The 18,137-nt window shown below is 69.3% G+C and carries 18 protein-coding genes; 8 read left to right on the forward strand and 10 right to left on the reverse strand.

The window, feature by feature from the left end; translation table 11 throughout:
- Positions 1 to 14: 14 nt before the first annotated feature.
- The gene (gene ligB, locus P8934_RS17085; RefSeq protein ID WP_278032050.1) at positions 15 to 1,697 is read right to left on the reverse strand and encodes an NAD-dependent DNA ligase LigB; all 1,683 of its coding nucleotides are present in this window, start codon (positions 1,695 to 1,697) and stop codon (positions 15 to 17) included.
- 93 nt (positions 1,698 to 1,790) lie between these two features.
- Entirely contained in the window at positions 1,791 to 3,011 is a 1,221-nt protein-coding gene (metK, locus tag P8934_RS17090) for a methionine adenosyltransferase (RefSeq protein WP_278032051.1), read from the reverse strand.
- 230 nt (positions 3,012 to 3,241) lie between these two features.
- Here metK and tkt point away from each other — a divergent pair, with 230 nt between their 5' ends.
- Positions 3,242 to 5,233 carry a transketolase gene (gene tkt, locus P8934_RS17095; RefSeq protein ID WP_278032052.1) on the forward strand — a complete coding sequence of 664 codons (1,992 nt, stop codon included), beginning with the start codon at positions 3,242 to 3,244 and terminating at the stop codon, positions 5,231 to 5,233.
- Between the two features lie 81 nt (positions 5,234 to 5,314).
- On the opposite strand, the gene P8934_RS17100 is transcribed toward tkt, so the two are convergent.
- The 3 genes from P8934_RS17100 to P8934_RS17110 form a co-directional block, all read right to left on the reverse strand.
- Positions 5,315 to 6,367 (reverse strand): class I fructose-bisphosphate aldolase, encoded by a 1,053-nt coding sequence (locus P8934_RS17100; protein ID WP_278032053.1) that lies wholly within the window; start codon positions 6,365 to 6,367, stop codon positions 5,315 to 5,317.
- A 129-nt stretch (positions 6,368 to 6,496) separates the two neighbouring features.
- Entirely contained in the window at positions 6,497 to 6,886 is a 390-nt protein-coding gene (locus P8934_RS17105) for an Hsp20/alpha crystallin family protein (RefSeq protein ID WP_278032054.1), read from the reverse strand.
- Positions 6,887 to 6,927: 41 nt separating this feature from the next.
- On the reverse strand, positions 6,928 to 7,386 hold the full coding sequence (locus P8934_RS17110) for an Hsp20/alpha crystallin family protein (RefSeq protein WP_278034056.1): 459 nt from the start codon (positions 7,384 to 7,386) through the stop codon (positions 6,928 to 6,930).
- Between the two features lie 165 nt (positions 7,387 to 7,551).
- Here P8934_RS17110 and P8934_RS17115 point away from each other — a divergent pair, with 165 nt between their 5' ends.
- From P8934_RS17115 to fba, 5 genes are all read left to right on the forward strand, one after another.
- Positions 7,552 to 7,926 (forward strand): CidA/LrgA family protein, encoded by a 375-nt coding sequence (locus P8934_RS17115; RefSeq protein ID WP_278032055.1) that lies wholly within the window; start codon positions 7,552 to 7,554, stop codon positions 7,924 to 7,926.
- The gene (locus P8934_RS17120) at positions 7,919 to 8,629 is read left to right on the forward strand and encodes an LrgB family protein (RefSeq protein WP_278032056.1); all 711 of its coding nucleotides are present in this window, start codon (positions 7,919 to 7,921) and stop codon (positions 8,627 to 8,629) included. The genes P8934_RS17115 and P8934_RS17120 overlap by 8 nt, the downstream gene beginning before the upstream one ends.
- Positions 8,630 to 8,703: 74 nt before the next feature.
- A complete protein-coding gene (locus tag P8934_RS17125; protein ID WP_278032057.1) occupies positions 8,704 to 9,768 on the forward strand; it encodes a glyceraldehyde 3-phosphate dehydrogenase NAD-binding domain-containing protein in 1,065 nt (354 codons plus the stop codon).
- 38 nt (positions 9,769 to 9,806) lie between these two features.
- Complete coding sequence (locus tag P8934_RS17130) at positions 9,807 to 10,973, forward strand: phosphoglycerate kinase (protein WP_278032058.1); 1,167 nt, start codon at positions 9,807 to 9,809, stop codon at positions 10,971 to 10,973.
- Positions 10,974 to 11,058: 85 nt separating this feature from the next.
- Positions 11,059 to 12,123: a class II fructose-bisphosphate aldolase gene (gene fba, locus P8934_RS17135; protein ID WP_278032059.1), complete on the forward strand. Its 1,065-nt coding sequence runs from the start codon at positions 11,059 to 11,061 to the stop codon at positions 12,121 to 12,123.
- Between the two features lie 65 nt (positions 12,124 to 12,188).
- On the opposite strand, the gene P8934_RS17140 is transcribed toward fba, so the two are convergent.
- Positions 12,189 to 12,791 (reverse strand): histidine phosphatase family protein, encoded by a 603-nt coding sequence (locus P8934_RS17140; protein ID WP_278032060.1) that lies wholly within the window; start codon positions 12,789 to 12,791, stop codon positions 12,189 to 12,191.
- Positions 12,792 to 12,957: 166 nt separating this feature from the next.
- Between P8934_RS17140 and P8934_RS17145 the strand changes: the two genes are divergently transcribed.
- The gene (locus P8934_RS17145; RefSeq protein WP_278032061.1) at positions 12,958 to 13,521 is read left to right on the forward strand and encodes a hypothetical protein; all 564 of its coding nucleotides are present in this window, start codon (positions 12,958 to 12,960) and stop codon (positions 13,519 to 13,521) included.
- Positions 13,522 to 13,544: 23 nt separating this feature from the next.
- Here P8934_RS17145 and P8934_RS17150 read toward each other — a convergent pair whose 3' ends face one another.
- Both P8934_RS17150 and P8934_RS17155 read right to left on the reverse strand, forming a co-directional pair.
- Entirely contained in the window at positions 13,545 to 13,832 is a 288-nt protein-coding gene (locus P8934_RS17150; RefSeq protein ID WP_278032062.1) for a DUF4235 domain-containing protein, read from the reverse strand.
- Positions 13,833 to 14,054: 222 nt separating this feature from the next.
- Positions 14,055 to 14,390, reverse strand: a complete 336-nt coding sequence (locus P8934_RS17155; RefSeq protein ID WP_278032063.1) for a hypothetical protein — start codon at positions 14,388 to 14,390, stop codon at positions 14,055 to 14,057.
- 415 nt (positions 14,391 to 14,805) lie between these two features.
- Between P8934_RS17155 and P8934_RS17160 the strand changes: the two genes are divergently transcribed.
- Positions 14,806 to 15,843 (forward strand): sodium:calcium antiporter, encoded by a 1,038-nt coding sequence (locus P8934_RS17160; protein WP_278032064.1) that lies wholly within the window; start codon positions 14,806 to 14,808, stop codon positions 15,841 to 15,843.
- A 68-nt stretch (positions 15,844 to 15,911) separates the two neighbouring features.
- On the opposite strand, the gene P8934_RS17165 is transcribed toward P8934_RS17160, so the two are convergent.
- Together P8934_RS17165 and P8934_RS17170 are read right to left on the reverse strand one after the other, a co-directional pair.
- The gene (locus P8934_RS17165; RefSeq protein ID WP_278032065.1) at positions 15,912 to 17,663 is read right to left on the reverse strand and encodes an NAD-binding protein; all 1,752 of its coding nucleotides are present in this window, start codon (positions 17,661 to 17,663) and stop codon (positions 15,912 to 15,914) included.
- Between the two features lie 63 nt (positions 17,664 to 17,726).
- Positions 17,727 to 18,110, reverse strand: coding sequence for a DUF6394 family protein (locus tag P8934_RS17170; protein WP_133634671.1), 384 nt, complete (start codon positions 18,108 to 18,110; stop codon positions 17,727 to 17,729).
- Positions 18,111 to 18,137 lie beyond the last annotated feature (27 nt).

The raw sequence follows: 18,137 nt of genomic DNA on the forward strand, positions 1-18,137 counted from the left end.
ACGCAGGCGCACGTCTAGAAGCCATCGATGCCGGCCTCGCCCAGCCGCCGCGCCAGGGCCCGCAGCTCGGGATGGGCGAAGAAGTCGACCAGCGCCGTGGCGCGACCGGCGCCCACCCCGGGCAACGCCGACCAGTCGTGGCGCTCGTGGCCAGTCAGGCTCGTCCAGTCCGCCGGCAGGGCGGCCTCGACGCCGGGCGGCGCTCCCAGCGCCTGCAGCCAACGGGCAAACGCCGAGGCCCGCGCCGCCTCGAAGGTGGCCACCAGGGCGCCGGCGCGAACCTCGCCGATGCCGCGGGCGCGGCGCAACGCCCGTTCGTCCAGCGACAGCCAGTCCAGCAGCCCCGTGACCAGCCCCGCCTCGACCAGGGCGTGCCAGGTGCCCGGCCCCACGCCGGGCAGGTCCAGCCCCTGCGGCCCACCCAGCCACGCCAGGCGCTCGAGGAACTGCGCCCGACAGCCCGGCCGCGGCCGGAAGCAGCTCAGCTCGTGGTAGTCCGCCGCCTCGGGTGGGGTGATGTCCGGACGCTCGACGGCTCGCCAGGCCACGCGCTCCAGCCGGGGAATCGTCAGGCCGGCCAGGGCGACCACCACCTGGTCGCCGGGGCGGATATCGAGCGCCCGCCAGCGCTCAAGCGAGCCCAGGCCGACCCGGCGGATCGTCCGGCCCTCCAGCGCGACGGGATGCAGGTACAGCAGCGGGGTGATGCGCCCGGTACGGCCGATGCGAAACTCGACGCCGCGCACCTCGGCGAGCGCCTCACGGGGCGGGTGCTTCCAGGCCGCGGCCCAGCCCGGTGGCTCGGCCCGCCACGCCGTGCCGGGCGGGCGATTACCCTGTCGCAGCACCACCCCGTCGGTAGCGAAGGCCAGCGGACCGCGGTACCAGCGCTCTCGCCAGCGAGCCACCTCGGCCAGGGTCGACACCGGCCGGGTCAGGGCGGCGGCCTCGTCGAAGCCCAGGCGCTCGAGCGCCTCGAGCCTCTCCTCCATCGCCGCCGGGCCATCCGGCCAGTCCCAGACGAAGAGGCCGACGCGCCGCGCCGCCTCGGTCTCCAGCGCATCGCGGGCCAGCAGCCCGATCACCTCGCTGCGTGCACCGGCGGTTCCCTCCTTGGCCTGGACATGGTCCACCAGGCGCAGGTGGAGCTCGCCCTGCAGGGTCGCGTCTATCGCCTCCGGCAGCCGCACGGGAATCGCCGGAATGCGGCGTGCCGCCGCCGTCCAGTCCTGGCCATGGCGCCCGTCCCCGCGGCTCACCGCCCGCACCAGGCGCCCCCGCTCGTAGGCCAGGGTCACCGCCACGCCATCCACCTTGGGCTGCACCCAGACATCGTTGCGGCGCGCCAGCCAGCGGCGTACCGCGGCCTCGCCCTCGAGCTTGGCGAGCCCGGTCTGGACCACGGGATGGCGCACCGGGCCGGCCGGTCGCGCGGCGTCGGGCGAGGTACCCTCGCCGACCCCGGGGAAACAGCGCTGCCAGGCCGCGAGCCGGGCCCGGGCCTGGTCATAGACGCCATCGGTGACCGGTGACGCGCCGCGGCGGTAGTAGGCGTCATTCCACCCGGCCAGCCGCTCGGCCAAGGCGGCGAGCTCGCGCTCGGCGCGCCCGCCGCTCCAGTCGGGACAGGCCACGGCCGGGGAGGGGAAGAGCGCGATGGAAAGGGCCAGCAGCCAGCCGGCGAGTGGGCGGGACATCAGGGCAGCTCCCTCGCAAGGACTGCCCTGACCATAGCAATGGGCCCCGCATGGCGCTGCCAGCGAGGCCCGTCATCGCCTGTAGGCGATCTCCTACAGCCCGGCGGCCTGGCGCAGGGCGTGGGCGCGGTCGGTCTTCTCCCAGGGGAAGGCCGTGAAGGTCTCGATATGCTCCTGGCCCTGGGTGTCGGTCCAGGCGTAGCTGGTCTCGAAGGGCTCGCGACCGAAGTGGCCATAGGCCGCGGTCAGCTGGTACATGGGATGCAGCAGGTCGAGCATGCGGGTGATGGCGTTGGGCCGCAGGTCGAAGTGCTCGCGCACCAGCTCGATGATGCGGGCGTCGTCCACCCGGCCGGTACCGAAGGTGTTGACCGAGACCGAGGTGGGCTCGGCCACGCCGATGGCGTAGGAGACCTGGATCTCGCACTTGTCGGCGAGTCCCGCGGCGACCAGGTTCTTGGCGACGTAGCGGCCGGCATAGGCGGCGCTGCGGTCGACCTTGGAGGGGTCCTTGCCGGAGAAGGCGCCGCCGCCATGGCGGGCGGTGCCGCCATAGGTATCGACGATGATCTTGCGCCCGGTCAGGCCGCAGTCGCCCACCGGGCCGCCGATCACGAACTTGCCGGTGGGGTTGATGTGGTACTTGGTGGTCGCGGTCAGCCACTCGGCGGGGATCACCTGCTCGATGATCTCGCGGCGCACCATCTTGCGCAGCTCCTCCTGGTCGATCTCCGGGTCGTGCTGGGTGGAGAGCACCACGGCATCCACGGCGCAGGGCTTGCCCGACTCGTCGTAGCGGAAGGTCAGCTGGCTCTTGGCGTCCGGGCGCAGCCAGGGGAGCAGCCCGTGCTTGCGCAGCTCGGCCTGACGCTCCACCAGCCGGTGTGCGTAGTGGATCGGCGCCGGCATGTAGGAGTCGGTCTCGTTGGTGGCGTAGCCGAACATCAGGCCCTGGTCGCCGGCGCCCTGGTCCTCGGGCTGGCTGCGGTCGACCCCCTGGGCGATGTCCACGCTCTGCTTGCCGATCAGGTTGAGCACGCCACAGGTCTCGCCGTCGAAGCCCACGTCAGAGGAGGTGTAGCCGATGCCGGTGATCACCTCGCGCACCAGCGCCTCGAGGTCGACCCAGGCCGAGGTGGTGATCTCGCCGGCGACGATGGCCACACCGGTCTTGACCAGGGTCTCGCAGGCCACCCGGGCGTTCTTGTCGCGAGCGATGATGGCGTCGAGCACCGCATCGGAGATCTGGTCGGCGATCTTGTCCGGATGCCCTTCGGACACGGACTCGGAGGTGAACAGGGAGTATTCGCTCATGGCGTCCTCGGCCCTCTTGTATCGGCAATAGGCAGTCGCGAAGTCTACACGCTGCGGCTCTCCCGGGCATCCGCGATTTGAGTCAGGGCGGCAAGTCGGCGACAATAGGCGCCCGAATTCGACCGCGCCGCCCCGTCCCGCGGCGTCACCCAGCCAGAAGCCACGTCCGGCCACTCCCCCTGGCCCGACCGTGTCGTGGCCACCATTCTGCCGCAGGCGAGGAGCTCCCCATGCCGTCCCGTTTCGAACTGGCCAATGCCATACGTGCCCTGTCCATGGATGCCGTCCAGAAGGCCAACTCCGGCCACCCCGGCGCGCCCATGGGCATGGCCGACATCGCCGAGGTGCTGTGGAACGACTATCTCGTCCACAACCCGGCCGACCCCCACTGGCCCGATCGCGACCGCTTCGTGCTCTCCAACGGCCACGGCTCCATGCTGCTCTACTCCCTGCTGCACCTGACCGGCTACGAGCTCGGCCTCGAGGAGCTGCAGAACTTCCGCCAGCTGCACGCCAAGACCGCCGGCCACCCGGAATACGGCTATGCGCCGGGCGTCGAGACCACCACCGGCCCGCTGGGCCAGGGGCTGGCCAACGCGGTGGGCATGGCGCTGGCCGAGCGTACCCTGGCGGCCCAGTTCAACCGCCCCGGCCACACCGTCGTCGACCACCACACCTGGTGCTTCGTCGGCGACGGCTGCCTGATGGAGGGCATCTCCCACGAGGTCGCCTCGCTGGCGGGCACCCAGCAGCTCGGCAAGCTGATCACCTTCTATGACGACAACGGCATCTCCATCGACGGCGAGGTCGAGGGCTGGTTCACCGACGACACCGCCAAGCGCTTCGAGGCCTATGGCTGGCACGTGGTGCCCAATGTCGACGGCCACAAGCCCGAGGAGATCAAGGCCGCCATCGAGCTGGCCAAGAGCCACGACGACAGGCCCAGCCTGATCATCTGCAAGACCATCATCGGCTTCGGGGCGCCCAACAAGCAGGGCAAGGAGGAGTGCCATGGCGCCGCACTCGGCGACGAGGAAGTGGCCGCCGCCCGCAAGCAGCTCGACTGGCCTCACGCGCCCTTCCATGTGCCCGAGGAGATCTACCGCGGCTGGGATGCCACCGAGGCCGGCCAGGCCCGCCAGGACGCCTGGCAGGAGCGCCTCGCGCGCTATGCCGAGGCCTTCCCCGAGGAGGCCAGGGAGCTCCAGCGCCGCCTCAAGGGCGAGCTGCCGATGGAGCTGACCAGCGAGGCGATGATCGAGGAGGCCCAGGCCAGGGGCGACAGCGTCGCCAGCCGCAAGGCGTCGCTCGCTTGCCTCGACGAGCTCGGTCCCCAGCTGCCGGAGCTGCTCGGCGGCAGCGCCGACCTGGCCCCCTCCAACCTGACCTTCTGGAAGGGTGCCCAGGCGATCAGCCCCGACGCCCCCGGCGGCAACTACCTGCACTACGGCGTGCGCGAGTTCGGCATGGCCGCCATGATGAACGGCATCGCCCTGCACGGTGGCTTCGTGCCCTACGGCGCCACCTTCCTGATCTTCTCGGAATACATGCGCAATGCCGTGCGCATGGCGGCGCTGATGGGCACGCAGGCCATCCATGTGTTCACCCATGACTCCATCGGCCTGGGCGAGGACGGCCCGACCCACCAGCCGATCGAGCAGCTGACCACCCTGCGCTCCACCCCCAACCTGGCCACCTGGCGCCCCTGCGACACGGTGGAGACCGCCGCGGCCTGGAATGCCGCCATCAAGCGCCGCTCCGGCCCCACCGCGCTGGTCTTCTCTCGCCAGGGACTGCCCCACCAGGCACGCAGCAAGCAGCAGCTGGCCGATATCCAGCGCGGCGGCTACATCCTCAAGGACTGCGAGGGCACCCCGGAGCTGATCCTGATCGCCACCGGCTCCGAGGTCGGCCTGGCCATGGACGCCGCCGCCAGTCTCGAGGAGCAGGGGCGCGCCGTGCGCGTGGTCTCCATGCCCTCCACCGACACCTTCGACCGCCAGGACGCCGAGTACCGCGAGCGGGTGCTGCCCGCCGCCGTCACCGCACGCCTGGCCGTCGAGGCCGGGCATCGCGACGTCTGGTACAAGTACGTGGGCCTGAACGGGGCCATCGTCGGCATGACCACCTTCGGCGAGTCCGCCCCGGCCGGTGATCTGTTCAAGCACTTCGGCTTCACCGTGGAGCACGTGGTCGCCGAGGCCTCGGCCCTGCTGGGCTGAGCCCGTCAGGCGCGTCCTCGTTCCGAACGCAAGCGGGCCCGGCGGATGCCGGGCCCGCTTGCGTTGGTGGCCGTGCTCGCCTCAGGCGAGGGTCACCTCGGGGGACAGGTAGACGTCCTGGATGGCGTTGAGCAGTTCGATGCCCTCGGCCGTGGGCTTCTGGAAGGCCTTGCGCCCGGAGATCAGCCCCATGCCACCGGCACGCTTGTTGATCACCGCGGTGCGTACCGCCTCGACGAGGTCGGAGGCGCCCTTGGAGCCACCGCCGGAGTTGATCAGCCCGGCACGTCCCAGGTAGCAGTTGGCCACCTGGTAGCGCGCCAGGTCGATGGGGTGGTCCGAGGTCAGCTCATCGTAGACCTTGGCGTGGGTATGGCCGAAGCCGATGTCACGGTAGCCGCCGTTGGTCTCGGGCAGCTTCTGCTTGACGATATCGGCCTTGAGGGTGGCCGCCAGGTGGTTGGCCTGGCCAGTCAGGTCGGCGGCCACGTGGTAATCGGTGCCATCCTTCTTGAAGTCCGGGTTGCGCAGGTAGGCCCAGAGCACCGTGACCATGCCCAGTTCATGGGCGCGCTCGAAGGCCTCGCTGATCTCCATGATCTGGCGACGGCTCTCGTGGGAGCCAAAGTAGATGGTCGCCCCCACGGCCGCGCAACCCATCTCGAAGGCCTGCTCGACCTGAGCGAACAGCGTCTGGTCATAGAGCGCCGGGTAGCTCAGCGTCTCGTTGTGGTTGAGCTTGAGGATCATCGGGATCCGGTGGGCATAGCGGCGCGCCACGCTGGCCAGGCCGCCGAGGGTCGAGGCCACGGCGTTGCAGCCGCCCTCGATGGCCAGCTCGACGATGTTGGCCGGGTCGAAGTAGCGCGGGTTCGGCGCGAAGGAGGCCCCCGCCGAGTGCTCGATGCCCTGGTCCACCGGCAGGATGCTGAGATAGCCGGTGCCGGCCAGGCGGCCGTGGTCAAACAGGGCCTGCATGTTGCGCAGCACGTTGGGGCGACGGTCGCTCTGGGCCATCACCCGGTCGACGAAGTCCGGGCCGGGCGGGTGGATCGTCTCGGCGGGCACGCCGCGGCAGACGTGTTCCAGCAGGGTGTCGGCCTCGCTGCCCAGCAGCTTGGTGATATCGTTCATGTCGTTCCTCTCCTTGGTACCGGTGAATACGCTCTTCCCAGCGTAGGGGAAAACCGTACCGAGAGGAGGCCGCGCATGCAACGGCAGCGCCCACCCACACGGGGCAGGCGCTGCCGGGTCAGCGCCCGCTCAGGCCGCCTTGACCTCGATGCGCCGCCGACGGTGGGTCTCCTTGCGCGGCAGCACCAGCTCCACCAGGCCATTGTCGATGCGCGCCTGGATGGCCTCGGCATCGATCTCGTGGCTGAGGGTGAAGCGCCGCGCATAGCGCCGGGCGCGGACCTCGGCATAGATCGCGGTCAGCCCCGCGGGCATCTCGAGGCGCACCTCGCCTTCCAGGCTCAGCACATTGTTGTCCACCTCGATATGCAGCGACTCGCGGGTCACGCCGGGCATGTCGGCGACCAGGTGCAGCGCGTTGCCGTCCTCGAAGATATCCACCAGCGGCAGCAGGCTCTCCACCTCCCGCTCGCGCTCGGCCGGCGCCTGGGGGGCATCGTGTCGGGTCACATCGCTCATCTCGCTCACCTCCTCGCAAGTCCTCGAACACAGGGCCTGTCTCACGCCGCCTGGATCGCGATGCGCCGCGGCTTGAGCTCCTCGCGCTTGGGCAGCAGCACCTCGCACACCCCGTCGCGGAAACGTGCCTCGGCGCGCTCGACGTCCAGGCCATCCGGCAGTGCCAGCGAGCGGCTGAACTCCCCACGGAAGCGCTCGCGGCGGAAGTCGGTGCGCGCAGAGGCCTCCTCGGGCTCGGCTCTGGGCTCGCGCTGGCCCGAGACGGTCAGCACGTTGTCCTGGAGGCTCACCTCCAGGTCCTCGGCCGAGAGGCCGGCGGCGAACACGTAGACCCGTACCGCATCGTCGGTGCGTCCCACGTTGATCATCGGGAAGCTGCCGCGGGGCACCGAGCGAATATCCGCGGCACCGGCCTCGGGCAGCATCTCGTCCATCAGTTGCCGGAACCACTCCAGGCCCTGGGTCCGGCCGGTATCGAAACGCCTGAGATCTCCGAACATCACGAACACCTCCTACGCTGATTGACCTCGAGTCGATGGGCGGGGGACGCCGCTCAAGCTGACATCGCCCCGGTAATCTGCACAATAGGAGCGCTTCGACGCTTTTCAAGGGGCTCGAATGCGCCCGCCCCTTGCTCACGAACGCTCTTCACGTAAGGACATCCCATGCCGGTATTGCGCGGCTTTCTCTGGCTGCTGGGCTTCCTGCTGCTCGGCGAGGTCCTGGTGACGCTCACCGGGCTGCCGGTCTCCGCCGGCGTGGTCGGCATGCTGCTGCTGACGGCCTGGCTGCTGCTCCACGGTGGCAGCTTCGACGACATCGCCGCCGCCGCCCAGCCGCTGATCGCCGTGCTGGCGATGCTGATCATGCCGGGGGTGGTGGGCGTCTTCTTCCTCGTCGACGAGCTCGCCGGCCAGTGGACGGCGATCCTCGCGGCGCTGGTCGGTGGCACCCTACTCAGCGTGTTCACCACCCTGTGGCTGATGCGCCGGCTGATGGGGGAGAGACACGACGACGCCAGGGACACCGGCCATGAATGAGCTGCTCGACCACCTGCTGGCCACCCCGATCCTGGCCATCGCCCTGACGCTTGCCGCCAATGTCGCCGGCATTCGGCTGCTCAGGGCCCTCGGCGCCCCCGCCTGGTGCCCGCCGATCCTGGTCGCCTCGCTGCTGCTGGCCGGCGTGCTGGCCCTGCTCTCCATCGACTACGCGGACTATCGTCGGGGGGCGGCCTGGCTGATGCTGCTGCTGGGCCCGGCCACGGTGGCCCTGGGGTTGCCGCTGCACCAGCAGATGCCGCAGATCCGCCTGCTGTGGCGGCCGCTGCTGGCCTGCCTGCCGCTGGCGGCGCTGCTCGCCGCCGCCTATGCGGTGGGCATCGCCTGGCTGTTCGGCGCCCCGCCCGAGACGCTCGCCTCCCTGGCGCCCAAGTCGGTCACGGCCCCCATCGCCATCGGCATCACCGAACAGCTCGGCGGCTCGGTCTCGCTGATGATGGGGGGCCTGCTGATCACCGGGGTGGTGGCCATCGGCGCCGTCGGCCTGGGCGCGCGCCTGCTGGGGATCCGCGACGAGCGCATCATCGGCTTCGCCCTGGGCCTCAATGGCCACGCCCTGGGCACGGTGCGCGCCTTCGAGATCGGCCCGGTCGCCGGCGCCTTCGCCTCGCTGGGCATGAGCCTGAGCGGCATCGTCAGCGCCCTGCTGCTGCCGCTCGCCTGGCGACTGGTGGGCCCCTAGAGCAGACGATCGGGGCGCAGATGCGCTAGAATCGCCGCTTCGTGTTTCCCGGTCCCGGAGTCCCTGTCACCCCCATGGCCCTTCGCATCGCCATCAATGGTTACGGTCGCATCGGCCAGTGCGTGCTGCGCGCCCTCGTCGAGTCAGAGGCATCGCGCCACGCCTCGCACGACGAGCCGCGCCTGGAGATCGTGGCGATCAACGAGCTCTCGGATCTCGCCACCATCGCCTACCTGACCCGCTACGACACCACCCATGGCCGCTTCCCGGGCAGCGTGGAAGTGGAGGGCGAGCGCCTGGTGGTGAACGCCCGGGCCATCCGGGTGCTCTGCGAGCCCGATCCGGCGAGGCTGCCCTGGGGCGAGCTCGGCATCGACCTGGTGCTGGAGTGTTCCGGCAGCTTTCGCGACCGGGCCACCGCCGAGCGCCACCTCGCCTCCGGCGCCGGGCGACTGCTGTTCTCCCAGCCCGCGGAGAGCGACGTCGATGCCACCATCGTCAGCGGCATCAACGACCATACCCTGGCCGCGCACCACCGCATCGTCTCCGCGGCCTCCTGCACCACCAACTGTCTGGTGCCGGTGCTCACCGTGCTCGACGAGGCGCTTCAGATCGAGCACGGCGTGACCACCACCATCCACTCGGCGATGAACGACCAGCCGGTGATCGACGCCTACCACCAGACCGACCTGCGCCTGACCCGCTCGGCGATGCACTCCATCGTGCCAGTGGACACCGGGCTGGCCCGCGGCATCAATCGCCTGATGCCCCACCTGGCCGGTCGCTTCGAGTGCCTGCACGTGCGGGTGCCGACCATCAATGTCTCGACCATGGACCTGTCGATCTGCGTGCGTCGCGACACCACGGCCGAGGCGGTCAACGCCCTGCTGGCCGAGGCGAGCCGTGGCCGCCTCGCCGGACGGCTCGGCTACACCGAGGAGCCGGTGGCCTCGGTCGACTTCAACCACGATCCGCGCTCCGGTATCGTGGACGCCACCCAGACCCGGGTGGCCGGTGGCCGCCTGGTCAAGCTGCTGTGCTGGTTCGACAACGAGTGGGGCTTCGCCAACCGCATGCTCGATGTCGCCCGGCGCCTGGCCGCCCTGCCCCCGGCACCGCCCGGCACCCCCGACAGATGACCTCCCTTCGGCTTTCCCCAGACGAGGAACCTGCTTCCATGAACGTGCGCAAGATGACCGACCTCGACCTCAACGGCCAGCGGCTGCTGATCCGTGAGGACCTGAACGTGCCCGTCAAGCACGGCAAGGTGACCAGCGACGCCCGCCTGCGGGCCAGCCTGCCGACTATCCAGGCCGCCCTGGACGGCGGCGCCCGGGTGATGCTGATGAGCCACCTGGGCCGTCCCACCGAGGGCGAGCCGGCCGAGGAGTTCTCGCTGGCGCCGGTGGCCGAGCACCTTGGCAAGCTGCTGGGTCGCCCGGTGCGCCTGGTGCAAGACTACCTGGGCGGCGCGGTCGAGGTCGCCGACGGCGAGGTGGTGCTGCTGGAGAACGTGCGCTTCAACCCGGGCGAGAAGCAGGACGACGAGGCGCTCGCCCGGCAGTATGCCGCGCTCTGCGACGTCTTCGTGATGGATGCCTTCGGCACCGCCCACCGCGCCCAGGCCTCCACCCACGGCGTGGCGCGCTTCGCCCCCACCGCCTGCGCCGGCCCGCTGCTGGCGGCCGAGCTCGACGCCCTGGAAAAGGCGCTCGCCACCCCGGCGCGCCCCATGGTCGCGGTGGTCGGCGGCTCCAAGGTCTCCACCAAGCTCGAGGTGCTCAACGCCCTCTCCGAGAAGTGCGACCAGCTGATCGTCGGCGGCGGCATCGCCAACACCTTCATCGCCGCGGCCGGCTACAACGTGGGCAAGTCGCTGCACGAGGCCGAGCTGATCGGCCAGGCCCGGGCGCTGATGGAGCGGGTCGAGATCCCGCTGCCCACCGACGTGGTGGTGGCCACCGAGTTCTCCGAGTCGGCCGAGGCCGTGGTCAAGCCGGTCGACCAGGTGACCGACGACGAGATGATCCTCGACATCGGCCCGGAGACCGCCGGCCGCCTGGGCGGCCTGCTCAAGGATGCCGGCACCATCCTGTGGAACGGCCCGGTGGGCGTGTTCGAGATCGACCAGTTCGGCAAGGGCACCGAGGCGCTGTCGCTGGCCATCGCCGAGAGCCACGGCTTCTCCATCGCCGGCGGCGGCGACACCCTGGCGGCCATCGACAAGTACGCCATCGAGGACCGCGTCTCCTACATCTCCACCGGTGGCGGCGCCTTCCTCGAGTACGTGGAAGGCAAGACCCTGCCGGCGGTGAAGGCCCTGGAAGACGCCGCCGCCCGCTGAGGCACCCGCACCCTCGAACTCCACTATCCGGCGTGGCCACCGCGGCCACGCCGTCATGACTTCCTCATACAGAACAGGTGAATCCATGGCTCTGATCAGCATGCGCCAGCTGCTGGACCACGCCGCCGAGCATGGCTACGGCGTGCCGGCCTTCAACGTCAACAACCTCGAGCAGATGCGCGCCATCATGGAGGCCGCCGACGAGACCGACTCCCCGGTGATCGTCCAGGCCTCCGCCGGTGCCCGCAAGTATGCCGGCGCCCCCTTCCTGCGCCACCTGATCCTGGCCGCCGTGGAGGAGTTCCCGCACATCCCGGTGGTCATGCACCAGGACCACGGCACCAGCCCCGCGGTGTGCCAGCGCTCCATCCAGCTCGGCTTCTCCTCGGTGATGATGGACGGCTCCCTGGGCGAGGACGGCAAGACGCCGATGGACTACGACTACAATGTCGACGTCACCCGCCGCACCGTGGAGATGGCCCATGCCTGCGGCGTCTCGGTGGAGGGCGAGCTGGGCTGCCTGGGCAGCCTGGAGACCGGCATGGCCGGCGAGGAGGACGGCATCGGCGCCGAGGGCAAGCTGGACCCCGACCAGCTGCTCACCGACCCGGAAGAGGCCGCCGACTTCGTCAAGGCCACCGGCGTGGATGCCCTGGCCATCGCCATCGGCACCAGCCACGGCGCCTACAAGTTCACCAAGCCGCCCACCGGCGATACCCTCTCCATCCAGCGCATCAAGGAGATCCACGCCCGCATCCCCGAGACCCACCTGGTGATGCACGGCTCCTCCTCGGTGCCCCAGGAGTGGCTGGCGGTGATCAACGAGTTCGGTGGCGCCATCCCCGAGACCTATGGCGTGCCGGTCGAGGAGATCGTCGAGGGCATCAAGCACGGCGTGCGCAAGGTCAACGTCGACACCGACCTGCGCCTGGCCTCCACCGGGGCGGTGCGCCGCTTCCTGGCCGAGAACCCCGCCGAGTTCGACCCGCGCAAGTTCCTCAAGGCCTCCACGGCCGCCATGAAGGCGATCTGCAAGGCGCGTTACGAGGCCTTCGGCACCGCCGGCAACGCCTCGAAGATCACGCCGATCAACCTCGAGGAGATGTTCCTGCGCTACGAGCGCGGCGAGCTCGACCCCAGGGTGAAGTGATCACGGCGCGTTGACCCACAGGGGCGGCCGCGGGCCGCCCCTGTCGTTTCCGGCGCATGCCAACCTCAGCGGAGGCGGCCGACCACGTCGAGGCCATCGCCACTCGGCCTGGCCACGACGATCTCGCCGGATCCGACGCCACCGCCCACCAGGGCAGTGATGTTGACCTGGTGGGTGACCAGCACCAGCGTGCCCTCACCATCCCAGTCGCGAATCATGGCGCGTGCGGCGCGGGTGCGATCGTCGGCCTCGCCACGGTCGCGGAAGAAGGAGTCCAGCGCCGGGGTGAGAATGACCTTGCCGAGCCCCAGCAGCTCGGCGGTCTCCAGGCAACGACACCAGCGGCTGGAGCGCACCGCCGCCACCTCGATCCCCTTCTCGCGAAACCGCTCGCCGATCCGGCGCGCCTGCTCACGTCCTTCCGCCGAGAGGTTGCGCTGGGTGGCGCAGTCGTCGAGCACGAAGCCCGCCGGGTCGCCGATGCCGGGGGCCAAGGCATGGCGCATCAGCGCCACATGCCCGCCGCCGGCCAGCGCGGCCCAGGCCGCCGCGTCGCCTTGCCGGGCCTGAGCGTCGGCCTGACGGGGAGAGGCCAGGCCCATGATGGCTGGCAGCAGAAGGGCCAGCACCAGCAAGGCCTGCCGCGATGGCATCGGAAGGCGTCGCATCTCGTTGACCTCGCAAGCTGAGCACAGGGGACGGAGCCCCTCGTGCCTTCAGCCTAGCCCACATCGCCCGGCCCAAGCGGGCCATGGCGCGACGAACTCACCACTTGCAGCCCCTCGTCGGACCTACCTAGAGTGAAGGCGAAGCGTCACCATGGAGAGAGACGACATGAAACCTGCTTGGCAACTGCTCGGGCTGGCCACCTTGCTCCTCCTGCTGCTCGGCCCCCAGTCGAGCCTGGCGGACGACGGCACCAACGGCAACGACGCCGCCTCGGTGGAAGGCCAGCGTTCCAGCGAAGCCGACCCCGACCTGCAGAGCGCCCCCGACCCCGCCGACCAGGCACGGGTGGAGACCCGCGAGCAGTCCCCCTACGGACGCTACCTGACCGACGCCGACGGCATGAGCCTGTATCTGTTCGCCAATGATCAGCCTGGGGCCGACAACAGCACCTGTGACCAGACCTGTGCCATCGCCTGGCCGCCCTACGCCACCCAGACAGCCCCCCAGGCCGGGGAACACGTCGATGCCGACCTGCTGGGTACCATCGAGCGCGAGGATGGCAGCCGCCAGGTGACCTATGACGGCTGGCCGCTCTACTACTTCTCGGGCGACAAGGCGGCCGGCGATGCCCTCGGCCAGGATGTCATCCACCTGGGCGCCGCCTGGTACCTGCTGTCGCCCGACGGAGCGCGCATCGAGGCGGGGGAGCGCGCCGAGGCATCGCCCTAGCCCATCCTCGGGGGCATGCGACGCTATCGCCCGAGCCGGCGCAGCGCGCGTCGCCCCTTGCCGGGACGGGTCCGATGCAGGGCCTCGCGGCCGGCGCGGCGGCCCACCACCCGGACGACCCCGACCAGCACGCCGGTGGCCGCCCCCCATAGCAGAGCCTGGCGCCAGCCCACGTCCGACTCGTCGGGATTCGCCGGCGGGGCCTCGCCGACCTCGTGCCGATAGGCCTTGTCGGCGGCGCTGCGGGCCATCACGCCGGCGGCCACCGCCGCCGCTGAGCCGACCAGTGACCAGAGGGTCTCCTGCTTCATCCTTACCTCACCTGCCGAGACATGGTCCGGCCGGAGGAGGCGACGTCGGTCGCCTCCTCCGGCCCTCGCTTCATGCTAGCCGACCCCGGACCGGAAGAGGTCCCCGGTCGGCCGATACGGACGAAAAAAGCCGCCACGATCAACGGGGCGGCAACGCCTCTTCGCTCTGAAGACTGCCATCACGACATTGCACGAGCCACCCGAGGTGGCTCGCGGTGGGCCTTAGCGGGTGGACACCTCGTCCTCTCCCCCGGCCTCGGGCTCATCCCACTCTTCCTCTTCCTCCTCGTACTCCTGGCCGGCGCCGTCATCGGAGCCGGAGGTTTCCCACTCCGGTGTCTCCTGCTCCTCGTTCTCGTACTCGGTGCCGGTGCCGCTCGTGCCGGCATTGTCACCGGAGGAACCCATGGCCGCACCGGAGCCGCTGGACTCTTCCTGCTCCGTGGCGGTAGCGGGCTCGTACTCCTCGTCGCCGCCGCCGAAGGCCAGCGGGCTGGCGATCAGGCCGAAGGACACCCCGAGGATGCCGAGCTTCTTGAGAGATTCCCTGGACATCATGTTCACACCTCCATCGCATCGTGAACTGGCGAGATAGGAAAGCCGCCTGACGTTACGTCCCGGCCGGTGCCCCCTGTGCTAGCGGGCGGTTGATGCCGACCGTGTCACTCACCCAGGAAGCTGCATCTATCGGGCCAGGATGCCGGAAAAGAAAAAAACCACTTTGATTTCATAGACATGATGAAAATCCTCGTACCAGGGCATACGGCGCCTTCCACGGCTCATCGTGGCGAGATCTGGCACATGGTCCCCGGCCGCACACCCACTGGAAGGCTCTCGCCCCCTGCCCGGGAGGGGCATAAAACGCTACGCTCGTCTCGACAGCCACGCCCCGAGGAGCCTCCATGGATAGCGCGCCGCCCTCCCCGTACCCGACGGCAAGGGACATGACCGCCAGGATCGGGAAACGAACCCCATGACCCCGCCGCTGAACGACCTTTCCCTCGGCATGGCCCTCGTGCTGTTCGGCGGCTGCGCCCTGGTGATCGGCGTCGTGGGGACCCGGCTGACCGGGATCGTCGACGACCTGGCGGATCGCACCGGCCTCGGCGAGGCCATCGCCGGTGCCGTGCTGCTGGGCATGGCCACCTCCCTCTCGGGTATCGTGGTGTCGGTCTCGGCAGCCCTGGCCGACCGCCCGACCCTGGCGATGAGCAACGCCCTGGGCGGCATCGCCGTGCAGACGCTGTTCCTGACCATCGCCGACATCACCCACCGGCGCGCCAACCTGGAACACGCCGCCGCCTCGCTGGGCAACCTGATGCAGGCCGGCCTGCTGCTGTGTCTGCTCTCGCTGGTATTGATCGGACGCTTCGCCCCCGAGTGGACCCTGTGGCAGGTGCACCCCGTCACACCGCTGCTGCTGATCGGTTACCTGTTCGGCCTGCGCCTGGTGGACCGCAGCCGCGACAACCCCATGTGGCGTCCCGCCCAGACCCGCGAGACCGAGCCCGACGTGCCCGACGAGCAGGCCATGAGGCGCTCGGCAACACGACTCTGGCTCTCCTTCGTGGCCCTGGCGGGGATGCTCGGCATCAGCGGCTGGTGGCTGGAGCGCAGTGCCGCGGTGATCGCCGACCAGACCGGCCTGGGCCAGTCGGTGGTGGGGGCGCTGATGACGGCGGTGGTGACCTCGCTGCCGGAGCTGGTCACCTCGGTGGCGGCGGTGCGGCGCGGCGCCCTGACCCTGGCCGTGGCGGGCATCATCGGGGGCAACGCCTTCGACACCCTGTTCGTCGCGGCCTCGGACATCGCCTACCGGGGCGGCTCGGTCTACCACGCCATTCCCGACACGGTCGCGCTGTGGGTCGCGCTATCCATGCTGATGACCGGCATCCTGCTGGTCGGGATGATCCATCGCGAACGGCAGGGGCCGGCACATATCGGCTTCGAGAGCGTCGGCATCATCGCCTGCTACCTCGCAGGAGCGCTCACCCTGTTGCTGGCCCCTTGATGTCGAACGCGGAAAGCGGCCTTGGCCGACCATGGCCGCCGCACCACGCACCCTCATGACCTGGAACGTCACCGCCGACCGGTCAGCCTGTGATCGCTGCGACGACGCCATGACCTCGCCTCGAGCCATGCGAACAGGTAACCGCGCGGCGCATCGACTCCCGTGATGACATAGCGAAGCGTGTAGGGATTATGCAGTGTCGCTTGCAGTATCGGCTTCACCCAGTCCACGCCGCAGAACAGCAGCTCGTCGCCGCCCTCGAGCGGAAAATCCCTCTCCGGCAACATGATCGACCGGCCGTCCCGGCGAACGGCGAGGGCTTCACACGGCAGCGTATCAGGGAAGGCGCGGGCATCGCGGCACAGCGCACCAAGCGTAATCACGCCGTCGCTGTCGAGATATCGGGTCACGGCCGGGGCCTCCCCCGGAATCAGCCTCACCGACCACAGGTGGGGAGGTTCCTCGCCCACGGTCGCCTGCAGACGGGCCACCACGGCTTCCGTCCGGGACGGCTCGCGCTCCGCGAGCCAGTCGATCAGCTCCTGGACCAGGGGCGAGATCAGCAGCTTCAGGATACGACGCGCCGTGGTCAGGCTGGGCTGCAGGACCAGGTCAGCCCGCGCGGCATCGAACGCGACCTGGTTCTCATGGCTGTTCTGGCGGACGATGCGAAACACCGCCGGATTGAGCTCCGTCACGGACAACAGCGTACTGAGATTGTCGGCATCGCAATCCGTCGCGACGACGATCCCGGCCGCGTCGTCAATCCCCGCGGTCACCAGGGCCGCATGATCGGCGTGCGCCCGGACCAGAACCGTATCCTCTCCATCCCCCTGGGCGTCCACGTCGGGATCGATGATACGCAAGCCGACGCCATGGGCGCCGAGATAGCGATGAACCCAGTACCCCATTCGTCCGTATCCGCACAGAATCCAGTTGCCCCGCGGGGCCTTCAAGGGGGCCCCGAGTGCGACGCCCCGTGCGCCCACGAACCAGGCATTGAGGTTGTGCAGTTCGGGGCGTGCAATCGCCCAGTAGAGGAGCTGGGCGAAGATCTCGAACGGGTCGACGACCGTGACATTGTCCAGCGCCCGCAGATTGGCCTCATGGCGGGCAGAGGTCGAACGACATACGACGCGAAGCCCCGGGTTGAGGTGCCGTGCCATCACCGCGATCTTGAGGTTGACGTCGTTATTGTTGGTCAGCGCCACCAGCGCCTGGCAAGCAGGGTGCTCTACCCCCGCAGCCAACAGGTATTTCGGCGCGCTGGCATCGGCGTGAAGTCCCGGCATCGGCACCGTGTAGTCACGCACGGCCAGCGCCTTGATGCGCTCCGGGTCGGCATCGAGGATCACCGCCCGCATACGGTGGTCACTCAGGCCCCGGGCGAGCAGGCTGCCGGCATCACCGAAGCCACAGAGAATGATGAAAGGCTCCTCGTTGCGTTCGACCTTGCGGGCAAAACGAAAGCCATCCATGGCCTGGATGAAGTACGGATTCTGGACCAGATGGATCAGGGAGCCGATCGCATAGAACCACGCAATGACGCCGGTATAGAGGCAGAGGATCGTCCACAGGCGCTGCTCCTCGCTGAAGCCGTTCGGCAATTCGCCGAATCCGGTGGTGGTCGCCGTATAGGTGAAGAAATAGAAGGCATGGAAGAGGTTCATGTGGGTCGTCTCACCATCGACGACCTGGCCCGGCATCAAGGCCATGCCGATGATGCCCACCGAATAGACGAACAGCAGAGCAAACAGCGGCCGACGCATATAGCGCAGGACGATCATTGCCACGCGGTCGAGATCGGAGGTCGGCGTCACGCGTTCATCCCCCCTGTGCCTGTGCCGGACCCCAGCTGCGACTGAACCGACCCGCGCACCCTGCTAGCGCCGAGCAAGCAGCGTATCGCCGACCAGGATCACCGTCGCAACGATGTTCGCGACCAGCGCGCCTGTGGCAATCGAGACGATATCGGCCATGTCGTCAGGTGCCGTTGCGTCTCCGCCACCGGGCTCCGCGACGATCCAGACGACGCGCGCGGTGATCAGCAGGAAGCCGGCCACCAGTCCGGATGCCAACAGCAACGCCCCGGTCTGGGAGCGATCCCCCAGCTTGAGGCCGATGGCGACCAGGTTGACGATGATGGTCAAGGTGAGAATCCACACATTGTGATGGGCGGCCGTCTCGATGCTACCCAGAACGAACGCGGCATTCAGGCTCAGGGTGAGAATGATGAAAAAACCGAATACGACGCGCTCTAGGTTCATGGACCTGCTCCTGGCCGGGACGCGCCG

The organism is Halomonas sp. CKK8, from assembly GCF_029625235.1.
GTDB classification, from domain to species: domain Bacteria; phylum Pseudomonadota; class Gammaproteobacteria; order Pseudomonadales; family Halomonadaceae; genus Halomonas; species Halomonas ventosae.

Coding starts and splice junctions, on each gene's coding strand:
- ligB (WP_278032050.1), bottom strand. CDS start 1,697: ATGTCCCGCCCACTCGCCGGCTGGCTGCTGGCCCTTTCCATCGCGCTC.
- metK (WP_278032051.1), bottom strand. CDS start 3,011: ATGAGCGAATACTCCCTGTTCACCTCCGAGTCCGTGTCCGAAGGGCAT.
- tkt (WP_278032052.1), top strand. CDS start 3,242: ATGCCGTCCCGTTTCGAACTGGCCAATGCCATACGTGCCCTGTCCATG.
- P8934_RS17100 (WP_278032053.1), bottom strand. CDS start 6,367: ATGAACGATATCACCAAGCTGCTGGGCAGCGAGGCCGACACCCTGCTG.
- P8934_RS17105 (WP_278032054.1), bottom strand. CDS start 6,886: ATGAGCGATGTGACCCGACACGATGCCCCCCAGGCGCCGGCCGAGCGC.
- P8934_RS17110 (WP_278034056.1), bottom strand. CDS start 7,386: ATGTTCGGAGATCTCAGGCGTTTCGATACCGGCCGGACCCAGGGCCTG.
- P8934_RS17115 (WP_278032055.1), top strand. CDS start 7,552: ATGCCGGTATTGCGCGGCTTTCTCTGGCTGCTGGGCTTCCTGCTGCTC.
- P8934_RS17120 (WP_278032056.1), top strand. CDS start 7,919: ATGAATGAGCTGCTCGACCACCTGCTGGCCACCCCGATCCTGGCCATC.
- P8934_RS17125 (WP_278032057.1), top strand. CDS start 8,704: ATGGCCCTTCGCATCGCCATCAATGGTTACGGTCGCATCGGCCAGTGC.
- P8934_RS17130 (WP_278032058.1), top strand. CDS start 9,807: ATGAACGTGCGCAAGATGACCGACCTCGACCTCAACGGCCAGCGGCTG.
- fba (WP_278032059.1), top strand. CDS start 11,059: ATGGCTCTGATCAGCATGCGCCAGCTGCTGGACCACGCCGCCGAGCAT.
- P8934_RS17140 (WP_278032060.1), bottom strand. CDS start 12,791: ATGCGACGCCTTCCGATGCCATCGCGGCAGGCCTTGCTGGTGCTGGCC.
- P8934_RS17145 (WP_278032061.1), top strand. CDS start 12,958: ATGAAACCTGCTTGGCAACTGCTCGGGCTGGCCACCTTGCTCCTCCTG.
- P8934_RS17150 (WP_278032062.1), bottom strand. CDS start 13,832: ATGAAGCAGGAGACCCTCTGGTCACTGGTCGGCTCAGCGGCGGCGGTG.
- P8934_RS17155 (WP_278032063.1), bottom strand. CDS start 14,390: ATGATGTCCAGGGAATCTCTCAAGAAGCTCGGCATCCTCGGGGTGTCC.
- P8934_RS17160 (WP_278032064.1), top strand. CDS start 14,806: ATGACCCCGCCGCTGAACGACCTTTCCCTCGGCATGGCCCTCGTGCTG.
- P8934_RS17170 (WP_133634671.1), bottom strand. CDS start 18,110: ATGAACCTAGAGCGCGTCGTATTCGGTTTTTTCATCATTCTCACCCTG.